The sequence below is a fragment of the Bradyrhizobium sp. genome (genome assembly GCF_027307225.1).
In the GTDB taxonomy this organism is placed as follows: Bacteria; Pseudomonadota; Alphaproteobacteria; order Rhizobiales; family Xanthobacteraceae; genus Bradyrhizobium.
On record NZ_DAHUXJ010000145.1, the window covers coordinates 22,860 to 37,711 of the forward strand.

At 64.1% G+C, this 14,852-nt stretch carries 10 protein-coding genes; 3 read left to right on the top strand and 7 right to left on the bottom strand.

The annotated features are described in order from the left end of the window. Window positions 1–50 precede the first annotated feature (50 nt). Window positions 51–4,973, top strand: a complete 4,923-nt coding sequence (locus tag M6D32_RS24175; RefSeq protein ID WP_298261048.1) for a methyl-accepting chemotaxis protein — start codon at window positions 51–53, stop codon at window positions 4,971–4,973. A 411-nt stretch (window positions 4,974–5,384) separates the two neighbouring features. Here the strand turns inward: M6D32_RS24175 and M6D32_RS24180 are convergent, their stop codons facing one another. The 3 genes from M6D32_RS24180 to M6D32_RS24190 all read right to left on the bottom strand — a co-directional run bounded on the left by M6D32_RS24180 (window position 5,385) and on the right by M6D32_RS24190 (window position 8,248). After that, entirely contained in the window at window positions 5,385–6,239 is an 855-nt protein-coding gene (locus M6D32_RS24180; protein ID WP_298261050.1) for an MlaD family protein, read from the bottom strand. A gap of 66 nt (window positions 6,240–6,305) precedes the next feature. Then, the gene (locus tag M6D32_RS24185; protein WP_298261052.1) at window positions 6,306–7,112 is read right to left on the bottom strand and encodes an ABC transporter ATP-binding protein; all 807 of its coding nucleotides are present in this window, start codon (window positions 7,110–7,112) and stop codon (window positions 6,306–6,308) included. 2 nt (window positions 7,113–7,114) lie between these two features. Beyond that, window positions 7,115–8,248 (bottom strand): ABC transporter permease, encoded by a 1,134-nt coding sequence (locus M6D32_RS24190; RefSeq protein ID WP_298261054.1) that lies wholly within the window; start codon window positions 8,246–8,248, stop codon window positions 7,115–7,117. Between the two features lie 125 nt (window positions 8,249–8,373). Here M6D32_RS24190 and dgcA point away from each other — a divergent pair, with 125 nt between their 5' ends. Further along, window positions 8,374–9,369, top strand: coding sequence for an N-acetyl-D-Glu racemase DgcA (gene dgcA / locus M6D32_RS24195; RefSeq protein ID WP_298261056.1), 996 nt, complete (start codon window positions 8,374–8,376; stop codon window positions 9,367–9,369). On the opposite strand, the gene M6D32_RS24200 is transcribed toward dgcA, so the two are convergent. Beyond that, window positions 9,339–10,535 carry an MFS transporter gene (locus M6D32_RS24200; RefSeq protein ID WP_298261058.1) on the bottom strand — a complete coding sequence of 399 codons (1,197 nt, stop codon included), beginning with the start codon at window positions 10,533–10,535 and terminating at the stop codon, window positions 9,339–9,341. The two genes, dgcA and M6D32_RS24200, sit on opposite strands and share 31 nt — an antisense overlap. Before the next feature lie 469 nt (window positions 10,536–11,004). Here M6D32_RS24200 and M6D32_RS24205 point away from each other — a divergent pair, with 469 nt between their 5' ends. Continuing rightward, window positions 11,005–12,291, top strand: a complete 1,287-nt coding sequence (locus M6D32_RS24205; protein ID WP_298261060.1) for a hypothetical protein — start codon at window positions 11,005–11,007, stop codon at window positions 12,289–12,291. Window positions 12,292–12,304: 13 nt separating this feature from the next. Here M6D32_RS24205 and M6D32_RS24210 read toward each other — a convergent pair whose 3' ends face one another. The 3 genes from M6D32_RS24210 to M6D32_RS24220 form a co-directional block, all read right to left on the bottom strand. After that, complete coding sequence (locus M6D32_RS24210; protein ID WP_298261062.1) at window positions 12,305–12,607, bottom strand: EthD family reductase; 303 nt, start codon at window positions 12,605–12,607, stop codon at window positions 12,305–12,307. A gap of 112 nt (window positions 12,608–12,719) precedes the next feature. Continuing rightward, window positions 12,720–13,709 (bottom strand): threonine/serine dehydratase, encoded by a 990-nt coding sequence (locus tag M6D32_RS24215; RefSeq protein WP_298261064.1) that lies wholly within the window; start codon window positions 13,707–13,709, stop codon window positions 12,720–12,722. Between the two features lie 65 nt (window positions 13,710–13,774). After that, window positions 13,775–14,578, bottom strand: a complete 804-nt coding sequence (locus tag M6D32_RS24220; RefSeq protein ID WP_298261066.1) for a UDP-2,3-diacylglucosamine diphosphatase — start codon at window positions 14,576–14,578, stop codon at window positions 13,775–13,777. Window positions 14,579–14,852: the final 274 nt, after the last annotated feature.

Here is a 14,852-nt window from a genome sequence, read left to right on the forward strand (position 1 = left end):
TCGCAAGACTTTCCCGGGTTGCGTAAAAGTTAAGAGGGCTCGGACTGAACATGGCGAACACCCCCAAAAAGGTCAAAGACCCGACGGAAGTTGCACTTTCTGCCATTCAGGAAGCCTTGAACATCGACGGCCCGGCCGACGATAGCAGGAGTTCGGTGCGCGATAATGCAGCGCCTGAAATGACCGTCACGCCTCCTTCTGACGGGCCCTCGTTCGACGCCCGTCCGATCAACGACCGCCCCACTCGCAACGCTATCGAAGAATCACGCGTCGCCCGCCGCGCCGCCAATGACGACCGCGAAACCATCGGCCAGCTTTTGCAGGCGATTCAGAAGGGCCGGCCCGCGCACACAGCGCGTACGCTTGCGATCCTCGCCTCTGCCGTGTGGGTCATCGCCGCGATCTTTTTGGCTATCAGCTTCTGGCCCTCATTGCGGGCGTCGATGGGATCTGGCGCCGGCGGTGTGCTGGCGATGGCAGGACTGCTCGCGCTGTTCTCCGCGCCTATTCTCATGATCCTTTTCATGGCGAACCTTTCCTGGCGCGGCCAGCATTTGCAGCTGATTGCGCAGTCGCTCGCGCAAGTAGCGGTCCGTTTCTCGGAACCCGAGGGTACTGCCAGCGATTCCATGGTGACGGTCGGCCAGGCGATCCGCCGCGAAGTCGCGGCGATGGGCGATGGCATCGAGCGTGCCATTGCGCGCGCGGGCGAACTCGAAACCCTGGTTGCCAACGAGGTCGCAGCGCTTGAGCGCGCCTACAGCGACAACGAAGTGCGCATTCGCGCCCTGCTCCAGGATATTGCGCATCAACGCGACAATCTGGTCGGCCAGGCCGAACAGGTGCGCAGCGCCATCTCCGGCGTCCAGATCGATTTGCGTCACGACATTGCGCTGATTTCGGACGCGATCGCCTCCCGCGTCGACGAAGTCGCAAAAAGCATCACCGGCGCGCTGGAAGAGCGCGGCGCCCACATCACGAGCGCGCTCTCCAATGCCGGCGACAACATGATCCTGGCGCTCGGCGAGCGCGGCGGCGACCTGCTCGACCGGCTCGAGGAAGCCAGCGCCGAAACCACCCGCGCCGTGCTCGACGCATCGGAGCGGCTGACCACGAGCCTGAATTTCAAGACCGGCCACGTCCACGACGAGTTCGTGGAACTCGCCGACCGCGTGCACGAAATGCTCAACGAGCGCCTCGACCGCATCACGGGCGAATTCGAGCAGCGCTCCGCGACCATCGTGGACGGCATTTCCGACCGCACCGAGCAGGTTCACGACTCCCTGAAGACTTCCAGCGACTCGCTGCTGCTCGAGCTCGAGCTTCGCTCCGGCGATCTCGTCAGCAAGATCGACGAATCCGGCAACCGCCTCGCCTCGAAGATCCTCTCCTCCAGCGAGAAGGCCGGCGACGCGCTCGACGTCACCGCGAACTCGCTGGTGGCCAAGGTGCTCGGACAGACCGAGAGCGCCCACGACGCGCTCGCCCTGCAACTGAGTGCCTTCGACGAGTTGGTGAAGAACCAGGGCGGCGAACTGGCGGAAAGATTTGCCCGCGACTCTGGCACGCTCGGCGCGCTGATCACCCGCCATATCTCCGAATTCGACCGCACCGTCAAAACGTTCGGCGGCGAGATCGTCGAGAAGATGGGCCAGCGCACGCAGGACATCTCCGACACGCTGAAGACCTATGTCGAGAATTTCGATACGCGCCTGACCTCGAACGGCGGCCAGATCACCGCTTCGCTCGATCAGCGCCTGCAACAGTTCGAGACGACGCTGCACGACCGCGTCAACCATCTCGACACGTCGCTCGACGGCACGATCAAGTCGTTCGACCAATCGATCAACGGGCGCCTGCAATCGCTCGAACAGACCTTCGACACCCGCGCCCAGTCGGTCACCGCGACGATCGAGGCCCGGCTCGGCACCCTCACCGCTTCGCTCACCGACGGTACCGCGCAGGCGGTCGCCGCCGTCGATCAGCGCATCGCCAGTGCGACGGATGCGATCGACGGACGGGCAACCCAGCTCACCCAGACCATCGAAGGCCGCGCGACCCAGCTCACCGACACGATCGCGGCGAGGTTCCAGGAAATTCACCAGGGAATCGAGACCCGCATCGGCACGGTCGCGAGCGACATCGGCAGCCGCGTGTCGCAGTTCGAGGATCTGCTGGATTCCCGCATCGAAGCCGTCGCCGGCCGCATCGAGAGCAGCGGCCGCCATGCCAGCGAGAGCTTGATGGCGCGCGCCGAGGAATTGTCGGGCGGCATCAAGTCCCACGTCGAGGATGCGGAACGTTCGATCACCAATCTCGTCGTCAACACCAGCGAGACCATTCAGACCGGCGCCCGCGCGGCCCAGCAGTCGCTGCTCGGCGTGTCCTCGGAAGTCGAACGCGCCCTCACCGCCGTCGGCGGCAGCGCCGCCAACTCCATTGTGACCAGCGCCCGCGAGGCACAGACCACGCTGGTATCCGCATCGTCTGATGCGGCCAATCAGGTCAAGGAACTCGCGGCCGATATGGAACGCCTGCTGTCGGCTGCAACCTCGTCGACCACGAACGCGATCGTCACCGGCGCCCGCGAGGCGCAGACCACGCTCGTCAGTGCATCGGCCGATGCGGCCAACCAGGTCAAGTCGCTCTCCGCCGATGTCGAACGCACGCTTGCGGCCGCCGGCAGCGCCACCGCTGCCTCGATTGTCGCCGGCGCGCGCGAGGCGCAGACCACGCTCGTCGGCGCCTCGACCGAGGCGTCCGACCACGTCAAGACGCTGGCCACCGACGTCCAGCGCACGCTCACGGCGGCCGGCGCCGATACCGCCGCCTCGATCCTCAGCAGCGCGCGCGAGGCCCAGAGCTCGCTCACCGCGACTTCCGCGGATGCCGCAACCCAGATCCGGGCGATCTCGACCGATCTCGAACGCGCGCTCGCGACGGTGACCACCAACACCACGGACCGGATCACGGCCACCGCGCAAACCGCACAGCAGGCGCTTGTCACGGCCTCCAACGAAGCGAGCGCCAAGGTCAAGTCGACCTCGGGCGACGTCGAGCGCTCGGTCCTGGCGGCGAGCGGCTCGTTCGGCTCGGCCATGACCGGCAAGACCGATGAAATCGTCTCCTACGTGGCGCAGCAGACCGAACGTCTGTCGCTGGTCATCGACGCGAAGCGCGGCTCCCTCGTCGAGGCCATCGGCACCAAGACGAGCCAGCTCACTTCCGAAGTCGACCGCGTCACGGCGGAGGCGCTGCGTTCGATCGAGACCCGCGCGCAAGGCTTCTCTCAGGCCATGCTCGGCAACAGCACCGAGGTGGCGCGCAATATCACCTCGGCCGGCGACCTCGCCACCAGCTCCGTCAATAAATCGATCAAGGACCTGGAAATGGCGTCGCGCAATGCGATCGACCAGTCGCGCCAGGTATCGGTCGCCGCCGTCACCGAAATGCAGGAGACCAGCAAGATCCTGCGCACCGACACCGTCGCTCTGTTCGAGCGGCTGCGCGAAGGCAACATCCTGCTCCAGGAAGTGCTGACCGGCGCTCACGACAACCTCAACTCGCTGGAGCGCGCGCTCGTTACCCGCGTGGCCGATTTCGTCTCGGCCATGAACGACGTAACGACGCGCAACGGCGCAGCGACACAGGCACTTGAAGATCAGCTCAGCGTTTTCAATACCAAGACCACGAAAGCGCTGGAGGATCTGAACTCGTTGTCCGGCCAGTTCGACACTCACGGCAAGGCGCTGGTCGCGGCGGCCGCCGTCGTCGAGCAGAGCAACCGTTCGACCTCCACTTCCCTTGCCGAGCGCAAATCGGCGCTTGAATCGCTCGTCACCACCATCGACCTGCGCACTACCGATCTCGATCAGCGGCTGTCGCGTTTCACGGGCCTGCTCGATGAATCGCTCGCTGCGGCCGAAGAGCGCGCCCGCGATATCGCGCGCGTGGTGGCGGAAACAGCCGGCGCCGGGTCGGCCGCGATCAGCCGGCAGTTCGAAGCCGTGCGCTCGGCGGCCGAGGAAGAACGTCGCCAGACCGCGGACGCAATGGCCGATATCTATCGGCAGAGCACGGACGAAGCGGATGCGATGTTCAAGCAGTCCGCCGAGAAGTTCGGCAACATGGTCGTGAGCATGAAGCAGATGGCCGCCGAGATGCAGCGCGAACTCGAGGCAACCCGCAACGAGCTGCGGCGCGGCGTGCTCGAAATGCCGCAGGAGGCTGCCGACTCGACCGCGCAGATGCGGAAAGTCATCGTCGACCAGATCGAGGCGCTGGCGGAGCTCAACCGCATCGTCGCCCATCACGGCCGGGGCCTCGACGTCGCGCCGACCAGCCGCCCAAGCTCTTTCCGCGAAGAAGAACCGATGCTGGCCGCCGTCGGCGGACGCGCAGAGCCGCCGCCTCCTTCGCCGCGGCCTGCGCCGCCGCGCGCCAGCGCATCCAATCTGCCGCCGCCGGATCTCGGCACGCCGGTCTCACGGCGCGCCGAGGCGCCGCCGGTCGCGCCTTCGGGATCGGATCAGGGACGTGACGGATGGCTTTCGGATCTGCTCAGCCGCACCGACGGCAGCGCCGGCACTCCCCAGCCTCCGCGCAGCCGCGCCGCACAGCAAGGCGGCGCTGGCGGCAATCCGCTGGAGTCACTGTCGCTCGATATCGGCCGCCTGATGGACCGCAACCTCGCCGCCGAGATGTGGGATCGTTATCAGCGCGGCGAGAGCAAGGCGTTCTCGAAGCGGCTTTACACGCCAGCGGGCCAGAAGGCTTTCGATGAGGTCGCCCGCAAATATCGCGGCGAGCGCAACTTCAAGCAGACAGTGGACCGCTATATCGCCGAGTTCGAGCGTCTGCTCGACGAGGTCGCGCGCGAAGACCGCGGGCCGCAGGCGCTGCGCGCCCACCTCACCTCGGAGACGGGGCTCGTCTACACCCTGCTCGCGCATGCGGCGGGCCGATTAGGTTAAGCGAATGGCGAGTAGCGAGTAGCGAATAGAACAATTGCGCTGCTCCGCTTGCTGCGACGGAAACAAAACGGAGGCTCACGGCCTCCGTTTTTTGTTTGTGCCCTAACGCCGTCATGCCCCGCGCAGGCGGGGCATCCAGTACGCTGCGGCTTCTCGGGTAAGACGCCAATATCTGGAATACTAGTGCTCCGATTCCGAAGTTCGTATCATATCGCGGCTCCTCGTTTACGAACTTCGGAATCAAAGGAGCACTAGCCAATTATATGATTTTAGTGCGGTTTGGAATTTGAAGTTCCTATGACGAGGTTACAGCGAAACTGATAGGAACTTCAAATTCGCCGCACTAGATCGTCCGCATTCGCGGACGATGACAGCCGAGTTTGGTGGTGGCTATTCGCTATTCGCTATTCGCTACCGCCGCGGCGGCGTCGAGGCCTGGGCCGCCGCCGGCGAGGTCGAGCCGCTCGCGCCGAACAGAAGCCGCGTCGGGTTGCGGTCGAGATTGTTCACCGCGCGGCTGATATCGCCGAGCGTCCGCCGGCCGTCGGTCATCAGCGCGCCGGAACGCTTGTCGAAATCTTCCGCCAGTTCGCGGATCGATTGCACGGTCAGGAACAATTCGCCGCCATCCTTGCCGCCGGCGAGCCTGTTGAGCCCGACCATCAGATTGTCCGCCTTGCCCATCACGCCGTCGACCTTGGCCATGACGTCGTCGATCTTCTGAGCGTTGCGCGACAGCGCCCCGGTGAAGGTCTCGAGGTTATGCAGCGAGTTCTTCACCGCTTCCTGGTTGTCGGCGACCACGCGATTGATGTTCTGAAGCGTGCCGCGGATCGCTTCGGTCACGTCCTGCAGCCCGTTCGGATCGGCGGTCAGCACCGGAACGCCGTCCGCGCCGAGCGGCACCGGCGGCGCGTTCTCGTCTCCGCCCTTGAGCGAGATGGCGGCCACGCCCGTCAGGCCCTGAAATTCGAGCCCGACCAGGGTGTCCTTGCGGACCGGCGCGTTGTTTTCGACCATGGCCAGCGCCACGACACGGCGCGGATTATCGAGCTTCACCGAGACGACTTCACCTACTCGAATACCATTGAAATTGACGCTGCCGCCGTTCCGCAGGCCCGCGGCCGGACCTTCAAAGATGATGCGCAACGGGCTGCGCAACTTGGTGGTGTGGAGGCTCTGGAACCACAGCACGAAGCCAAATGCGGCGGCGATCACGGCAAGCGTGAACGATCCGATCAGCACATAGTTCGCCCGCGTTTCCATTACCCAACTCCGAAACCGACCAAAATGAGCCTGAGAACCACAATAAGCAGCTAATGAATTCGTGGACTATGCCATGACCGCGCGGGCGCGTTTGCCGTGGAAGTAGGCCCTCAACCAGGGATGCTGCGAGGCCTGCATGTCGGCCATCGATCCTGCGGCAATGACCTTACCGTTCCCTAAAACGGCAATCCGGTCACACGCCGTGTAAAGGCTGTCGAGATCGTGAGTTACCATGAAAACGGTCAGACCCAAAGTGCGCTGCAGGGTCCGGACCAACTCGTCAAAGTCGCCGGCCCCGATCGGATCGAGGCCCGAGGTCGGCTCGTCCAGGAACACGAGTTCCGGATCGAGCGCCAGCGCGCGCGCCAGCGCCACGCGCTTGATCATGCCGCCGGACAGTTCCGAAGGAAATCGATCGGCCACTTCGGGAAGCAATCCGACCATGCCGAGCTTGGCGATGGTGATCTCGTCGAGCAGGCGCTGGGTGACGTCGAGATATTCGCGCACCGGGAACTGGATGTTCTGCCGCACGGTCAACGAGGAAAACAGCGCCCCCTGCTGAAACAGGATGCCCCAGCGCCGCTCGACCGCGCGCCGCTCCGAGTTGCTGGCTGCGTCGAGATCGACGCCGAACACTTCAATACGCCCGGAAACCTTCGGCACGAGGCCGATGATGGTGCGCGTCAGGACCGACTTGCCGGCGCCGGATGGGCCGACAAAGCCCAGGATCTCGCCGCGTTTGACGTCAAGGTCGAGCCCGTCGAGCACCTTGGTCTTGCCGAATTGCACGGAAATATCGCGCACCCGGATGATCGCATCCTGGGCTGGAATCTGGAGCGGGACTTGAGCCTGGGCTTGGGTCTGGCCGACCATCGTCACATCCCGATCGAGGCAAAGAAGATCGCAAACACGCCGTCCATCACGATCACGAAGAAAATACCCTTCACGACCGACGCCGTCGTGTGCCGCCCGAGAGATTCCGCGCTGCCCTGCACCGCCAGCCCCTCGACACAGGCGACGATCCCGATCACCGCCGCCATGACCGGCGCCTTGATCAGGCCGACCGTGAAGTGATCGATCGAGATCGCATCGCGCAAACGCAGCAGAAAGGCCTCGGGATCAACCCCGCCATAAAGCCAGGCCACGAGTCCGCCGCCGTAAAGTGCGGCCATCGCGCCGAGAAAGGCCAGGATCGGCAGCGCCAGCACCAGCGCGAGCATTCGCGGCAGCACCAGAACCTCGATCGGATCGAAGCCCATGGTACGCAGCGCATCGATCTCCTCGCGCATCTTCATGGAACCGAGTTCGGCGGTGTAAGCGCTGCCCGAACGGCCCGCGACCATGATGGCGACCAGCAGCACGCCGATCTCGCGCAGCACCAGAACGCCGAGCATGTCGACCACGAAGATATCGGCGCCGAATTTGCGGAAGTGAAAGATGCCCTGCTGGGAGATGATGCAGCCGATCAGGAAGGTGATCAGGACGACGATCGGCACCGCGCGCCAGCACACCTGCTCCAGGTGATGCACCGTGGAGGTCAGGCGGAAGGTCCGGGGATGCCTGAGAACCCGGCCGCTCGCGGCCAGGACCGCGCCCAGCATGTCGACGAGGCTGACGAGCGTACCGCCGACGCCGGCCATGGTGCGGCCGATCTGTTCGAGAATGCCCGAAATGGTCACATTGGTGAGATCGGCGGCCGGGCTCGCCTTCACGCGACGGACCTCCTCGACGAGGGTGGAATAGTCCGCCGACAGTCCGGCAATCCTGGCCTCAACGCCACCCTCGGTCAGGCTGCGGCGGAGCCGCTCGATCAGCCAGGCGCCGAACGTGTCGAGCTTGGAGACCTGCGACACGTCGATGAAGATGTTTGGCCGGCTACCGGTCAGCCGCTCGGCAGCCGACACGATTTGCTCGAGTTCGGGGGCAAAGCGTGCCGTCCACGGGCCGGCCGCGCACAGCGCCAGTCCGTTCCCTTTGGCGATTTGCTCCAATGTCGGGTCGCTGCTCACGATTCCAACTCCTTGAGCCTCATGTTCAGATGCTAGTTGAAGGGGAGAATCCGGATACGCCCTGATAATATGTCTACCATAGGGCGGGCGATCTGCGCGCGCCCAGAAAATGGCTAGATGTTGAAATGACTTCGAGCAAAGCACCAATAGTTGAGGCGAGAATCGAACGCTGGCCGATCGAAGGCAGCTTCACCATCAGCCGCGGCGCCAAGACCGAAGCGGTTGTCGTCGTGGCCGAAGTGCGTCACGGCGAGGTGACCGGCCGCGGCGAATGTGTACCCTATCCGCGTTACAACGAGACGCCCGAGGCAACGCTTGCGTCAATCCTTGGCATGAAGGACGCCATCGGCGGTGGGCTCGATCGGCAGGCGCTGCAATCGGCGATGCCGCCGTCGGCCGCCCGCAACGCGCTAGACTGCGCCCTGCTCGACGTTGAGGCCAAGCAAAGCGGCCAGCGGATCTGGGACCGGCTTGGCCGAACCGCTCCTCTCCCTCGCGTGACGGCCTACACCATCTCGCTGGGCTCTCCGGAAACGATGGCGGCAGCCGCCGCCATGGCCGCGCACCGGCCGCTTCTCAAGATCAAGCTCGCCGGCGATGGCGACGAGGCGCGGATTGCCGCCGTGCGCAAGGCTGCGCCCGATTCCGAACTGATCGTCGACGCCAACGAGGCCTGGACGGAAGCCAACCTGGAACAAAACCTCGCCGCCTGCGCGCAAGCGGGCGTCACGCTGGTCGAGCAACCGCTGCCGGCCGGCCACGACGCGGCGCTGGGGCGGATCAAGCGGCCGATCGCGGTATGCGCCGATGAGAGCGTGCATGACCGCGCCTCGCTCAACGGCCTTCGCGGACGCTACGATGCGGTCAACATCAAGCTCGACAAGACCGGCGGCTTGACCGAAGCCATCGCCATGGCAGACGCGGCCGCCGCGCAAGGTTTCGACATCATGATCGGCTGCATGGTGGCGACGTCGCTTGCGATAGCGCCCGCCATGCTGATCGCGCAACAGGCCCGTTTTGTCGATCTCGACGGCCCGCTGCTCCTGTCGCGCGACCGCGACGGCGGCCTGCGCTACGACGACAGCACGGTCTATCCGCCGGATGTCACCTTCTGGGGGTGAGCCGCGAGATATTTCCGCGCAGACCACATGATGACGGCGCCCGAAAGCGCCATCGCGGCCATCGCGTAATAGGCGCTCTCGCCGTAGCGCGCATAGATCATGCCTGAGACGATCGAGGCGCCGGAGGAGACGATGCCGCTGCAGGCGGCAAGATAGCCCTGCGCGCGCGTCACCACCGGCATCGGCACATGACGCACCATCAGCCCCATGGTGCCGAGCTGCGTCAGCCCGAAGCTCAAGCCATGCGCAAGCTGGACAACGGCCAGAACCCCAACCGGCGGCGCTTGCGCCGTGATCAGCCAGCGCGCCAGGGCCGCAAGCCCGCCGATCGTCACGAGCGTCGAAGGTTGCAGCGTAAAACGCGGCGACAGCGCAAAGACCACGATTTCGGCCACGACCCCGATCGCCCAGAGCGCCGCAATCGTCAGGCCGTTGAGGCCGGCGAACTGCCAGGTGATGGCGCTGAAGACGTAGTAGGTCGAGTGGCTGCCTTGAATGAGCGCCGACGCAGCGATGATCGCCAGAAAGCCGGGGTCGCGCAGCAGCGCGCGTGAATTGTGTTGCACCGGAATCTGCGTCTTGCGACCCTCCAGCGGCTGCAAACCGAGGCTGACCAAGGCGGCCAGCGCCGCGACGGCGGCGATGATCCAGATCAGGTGCTTCGCCGGGATCAGGTCGGCGAACCACCCGCAGCCGAGCGCGCCGGCGATGAACGCGGCCGAGCCCCATAACCGCACCGGTCCGTAGTCGAGGCCATGTTGCACGACGCCGCGCAAGGCATAGGCGTCCGTCAACGGCACCGTCGGCGTCCAGGCCGCCGCGGTCGCGGCGTAGACAAGGAACACCGCGAGCGGCCAATGCTGGGTGCTGATCGCCACAAAACCAATCGTCGTGATGGCGGCGGTTGCGATCATGGCGCCACGCAGGGCGGCATGGCGTTCGGCAAGGCTCGTCACGACAGGCAGGACGGTAAAGCGCGTCAGGGCCGGAACCGCCGAGATGACGCCAATCCAGCCCGCATCGATCCCCACCGCCTTGAGCCACACCGGAAAGAACGGCAGATGGCAGCCGCCGAGCGCGAAGATCGCGGCGTAAAACATCGCCAGGCGCGCGGCAAACCGCCGGGACAGGCGCACAGTGCCCACTTTTCGAAGTTCGTACTCCATCGCAGCACCCCCTTTTACGAACTTCGAAAAGTCAAGGGCGCTGGCAAATTCATGATTCTAGTGGAGTGGATTTGACATTCGCTACCCACCTAGCCGCAAATTCGAAAAGCGAATGTCAAATCCCAAACTCCACTAGAAACATATATTTGCTAGTGGTCCCTTGATTCTAACATTCGCAAAAGCGCCTGCTGCAAAGGGATGCGAATGCTAGAATCGGACCACTAGTGCCGCTTACTATTTGAAGTTCCTGAACGGATTCGCCGCTTGCGGTGGGGATTTGTGGCGGGAGTGGCATCAATTCAATTGCGATTCGCGCGATATCGTGGTGATCGTTAGAGTTAAAGCGATGGTTTAAGTCGAATCACTGTCGCGCCCGGGATTGTTGCCTGAACATGATCTTTTCGGAAAACCGATTCCCAATTTTCCGGATCACGCTCGACGCGCTACGACAGGCGCGGATGAGTTAGCCATGGCCGACGAAATCTTCGCCCTCTCTCCCATCGCCGCTCGTCCGGTCCAGCCGAGCGAGCAGGATTATGACGCCATCAAAGAGGCGTTCATGGAGACATCGCGGGGGCGCTGGTTTCTCGGCGAATACGCCAAGCGCAACCGCAACGCCGACACCAAAATGGTGCTCGACGCCGTGGCGCGGATCGAGGACACGATCGCGGCGCAGAAAAAGCCGGTGCGCGATCCCCTGCTGGACGAGGCGCTGGCATCGTTCCGCGTGGCGCTCGCAGAGGCGCGAGACGCTGCCAATGCGGCCGTTGACGGCCTGGGGATCGAGCAAAATCTGGTCCCGGTGCGCAAGGGCGCCCGCGTTATCCGGGAAATTGCCTGGCGCTTGCGTGAAATCGGCGCCGACGGACGGATTTGCGACCTGATCGACTCCCAGGTTGCAGCCATTGAGGATGCGGCCGCCAAGCTAAACCCTTCCGGCCTTGCGGATACGCTGGTCGAGGCCTTCGATCGGATCGAGGGCAAGATCGCCTCGTTCGACGCCAGCGACGCCGCGCCTGCTGCAAGCGCGCCCATGGCCGGAGCGCCGGCGCCGGAAGAGACGGAAGTCGAACCGGTCGCCGAGACCGAGGCCGAAACTGCGGCGCAGGCCGAGGCTCAAGCACCGGCCGTGATGAAGGTCGCGCAACCGGCCGAACCCGATGCGACGATTAAGGCCGCTGCCGTCGCGGGCGACGCGCCAGGCGAGACCGAAGCCAAAACTGAGACCGATATCGAAACAGTGTCTGAAGCGGCGCACGAACCGAACGACGCCTTCGACGCCGGCGATGAAGCCCTGCTCGATATGGTGGCGCTTGAAATGGCCGCGCCCGACACCGACGAGGCCTACGAGCCCAAGCTCGAAGATCTCAGGACTGATGAGGAAGCCGCGCTTCAGGTCCATGAACGTGAGGTTCAAGCGCTTCAGGTCGGGGAACCTCCAGCCGAAAAGCCCGAAGCCGAAATGGTCCGCGAAGGCGCGGCGTCCTGGGAGATCGACGTCTCCTTTGGATCGGACGCCGGCAACGCGGCGGGGGAGCCCGCCGTGGCCACGGCACAGCCCGCGGCCACACCGCTTCAGCCAGAAGCTGAACCGCAGCGGGAGCCTGCACACACGCCCACACCGTCACTCCCGCCGTCCCTTGGCTCGAGCCTGATCGCCAACGGCATCGTGTCGCGCCCCCGGACCTCGGGGCCCGACCCGCTGGCACCGATCCGGCGCATGAGCCAGAACGAGAAGATCGCGTTCTTCTCTTAGGTTTGGGTGCGCGTCACTTCACAGCGAAGTGCGCCATGGTGACACCGCCGGAGGCATAGTTGGGCACGTCGCCTGCGACCGCCTGGCCTTCCTTCGAGCCGAGTCCGTTCATCAACGCCGCCTCGCTGTCGAAGTCGGCCTCGAAGATGCAGAAATACGGCGCCTTGCCGGGACCAAGCGCCTTCACATCGAAGGAATAACGCGCGTTCTTGATGCCGGGGATCTTGTTCGCGAGCGGCACGTGCGTCTCAACGTAGTACTTCTTGAAATGCGCGGGGTCCTTGGGTTCGTTGTAGAGCACGAGCAGCCTGTGCATGAAAATTCCTCCCGATCTGTTTTGGTTCTTTCGCTTCTCTTCAAGGCGAAGGCTGCAACGATAGCAGATCGATTGCCGTTCGGGCAGCCTATTGCCGGTGGGCAGCCGCCCTTCAGGCGATCAGGCGCGCATACAGGTCCGCGTCCACATTGCCGCCGGACAGCACAATGACCACATTTTTGCCGCGCGCGTCGATACGGCCGGCGAGAAGAGCGGCAAGGCCAACCACCCCGCCAGGCTCGACCACGAGCTTGAGCTCGCGGTAGGCAAAGGCCACGGCGGCAGCGACTTCGGCGTCCGATGCCGTGACGCCCCTGGCGAGCAATTTGCCATTGATGGCAAAGGTGATCTCGCCGGGGATCGCCGCCATCAGCGCATCGCAGATGCTGCGGCCTTCCGCCTTGTGGGCCTCGCGCCTGCCGGCGCGCAGCGAGCGGGCATGATCGTCGAAATATTCGGGCTCGGCCGACATCACCATGGCTTGCGGAAAACGCGCCTTGACGGCTGTCGCCACACCAGCAATGAGGCCGCCGCCGGAAACCGGCGCCACCACGATGTCGGGCGCGATGCCGAGTGCCGCGAGATCCTCGCAGATTTCCCGCCCCACCGTGCCCTGCCCCGCGATCACCTTGGGATCGTCGTAAGGCGGCACCAGCGTCGCGCCGCGCTTGCCGGCAATCTCCCGCGCAATCGCTTCGCGATCGTCGCGGTCGCGATCGTAAAGCACGACTTCGGCGCCGTAGGATTTGGTGCGTTCGCGTTTCGACTGTGGCGAGTCGGCCGGCATCACGATGGTGGCGGGCATGTTGAGAATCCTGGCCGCCGCGGCCACGCCCTGCGCGTGATTGCCGGAGGAAAACGCCACCACGCCGCCCTGGCGGGCGTTTTGCGGGATCGACGACAGTTTGTTGAAGGCGCCGCGGAATTTGAACGAGCCCGTGCGTTGCAGGACTTCGGGCTTGAGAAAAACTTTGGCGCCGATGCGATCGCAAAGAACGGGCGGCGACCACAGCGGCGTGCGAACCGCAAACGGCGCAATCACGTTTGCGGCGGCATCGACGTCGGCGGAACTCACGGGCATGTGGGAGAGAGGCTCGTTCATGAGCGGGATTAAACGCCTCTCGCGCCAGGACGGCAAGGGCGCGGCGGGCCTTCTCTCAGACCGCGTTACGCCGCTGCGCGGGCCGTGACCGCGGGAACAGGAGCGACCCGAAGCGCGGGATCGCTCCAGTTGATGATTTCGAAGCGGCCGTCTTCGTGCTCGACGAGCGCGGTGCAGCTTTCCACCCAGTCGCCGCAATTCATGTAGCGAATGCCGTGGTAGCTCTCGCGGATGAGGGCATAGTGGATATGGCCACAGATCACGCCATCGGCGCCGTGACGCCGTGCTTCGGCGGCGAGCGCCGTCTCGAACGCCCCGATATAGTTCACCGCGTTCTTGACCTTCTGCTTCGCCCACTGCGACAGCGACCAATAGGGAACGCCGAACGCACGTCGGAAGAAATTGACCAAGCGATTCATTTGAATCGCAAAATCATAGGCGCGATCGCCGAGATGGGCGAGCCAGCGCGCGTTCTGCACCACGAGATCGAAAATGTCGCCGTGGATGACGAGATAGCGCTTCCCATCGACCCCGGCGTGAAGCGCATTCTCGACCACATCGATGCCGCCGAAATGCGTGCCGTAATAGTTCCGCAGGAATTCGTCGTGATTGCCGGGGATATAGATGACCTTGGCGCCCTTGCGCGCCTTGCGCAGCATCTTTTGCACGAAGTCGTTATGCGATTGCGGCCAGTGCCAGCTCGACTTCAGCGCCCAGCCGTCGACGATGTCGCCGACGAGATAGATCGTATCGGCGTCATGGACACGGAGAAAATCGAGCAGCTTATCGGCTTGCGAGCCTCGCGCCCCGAGATGCACGTCGGAGATAAACAGGGTGCGAAAACGCCGCTCCGGCTGCTCTTCACTCATCGAGTCACTTCACTCATCGAGTCACTTCCCATGCGCGGCTAGCAGATTCCGATGACACTTCCATGACTGGCGCACCCGCGCTTACGTCACGAATCGAACGCCGCCTGTTACGACCCGCGATAACAGCCGCCTGCGACAATCCGGCGACATCATTTTCCGCCAGCAAAGTTCCAGGGCAGGAACGTTAAGTGGTTAACGCGTGTTTCGCGGCATTGTGTAGATAACTTGTAAACGTTCCGACGTGAATTGTCGGTGCGCGTTTCATCAAGGGCTG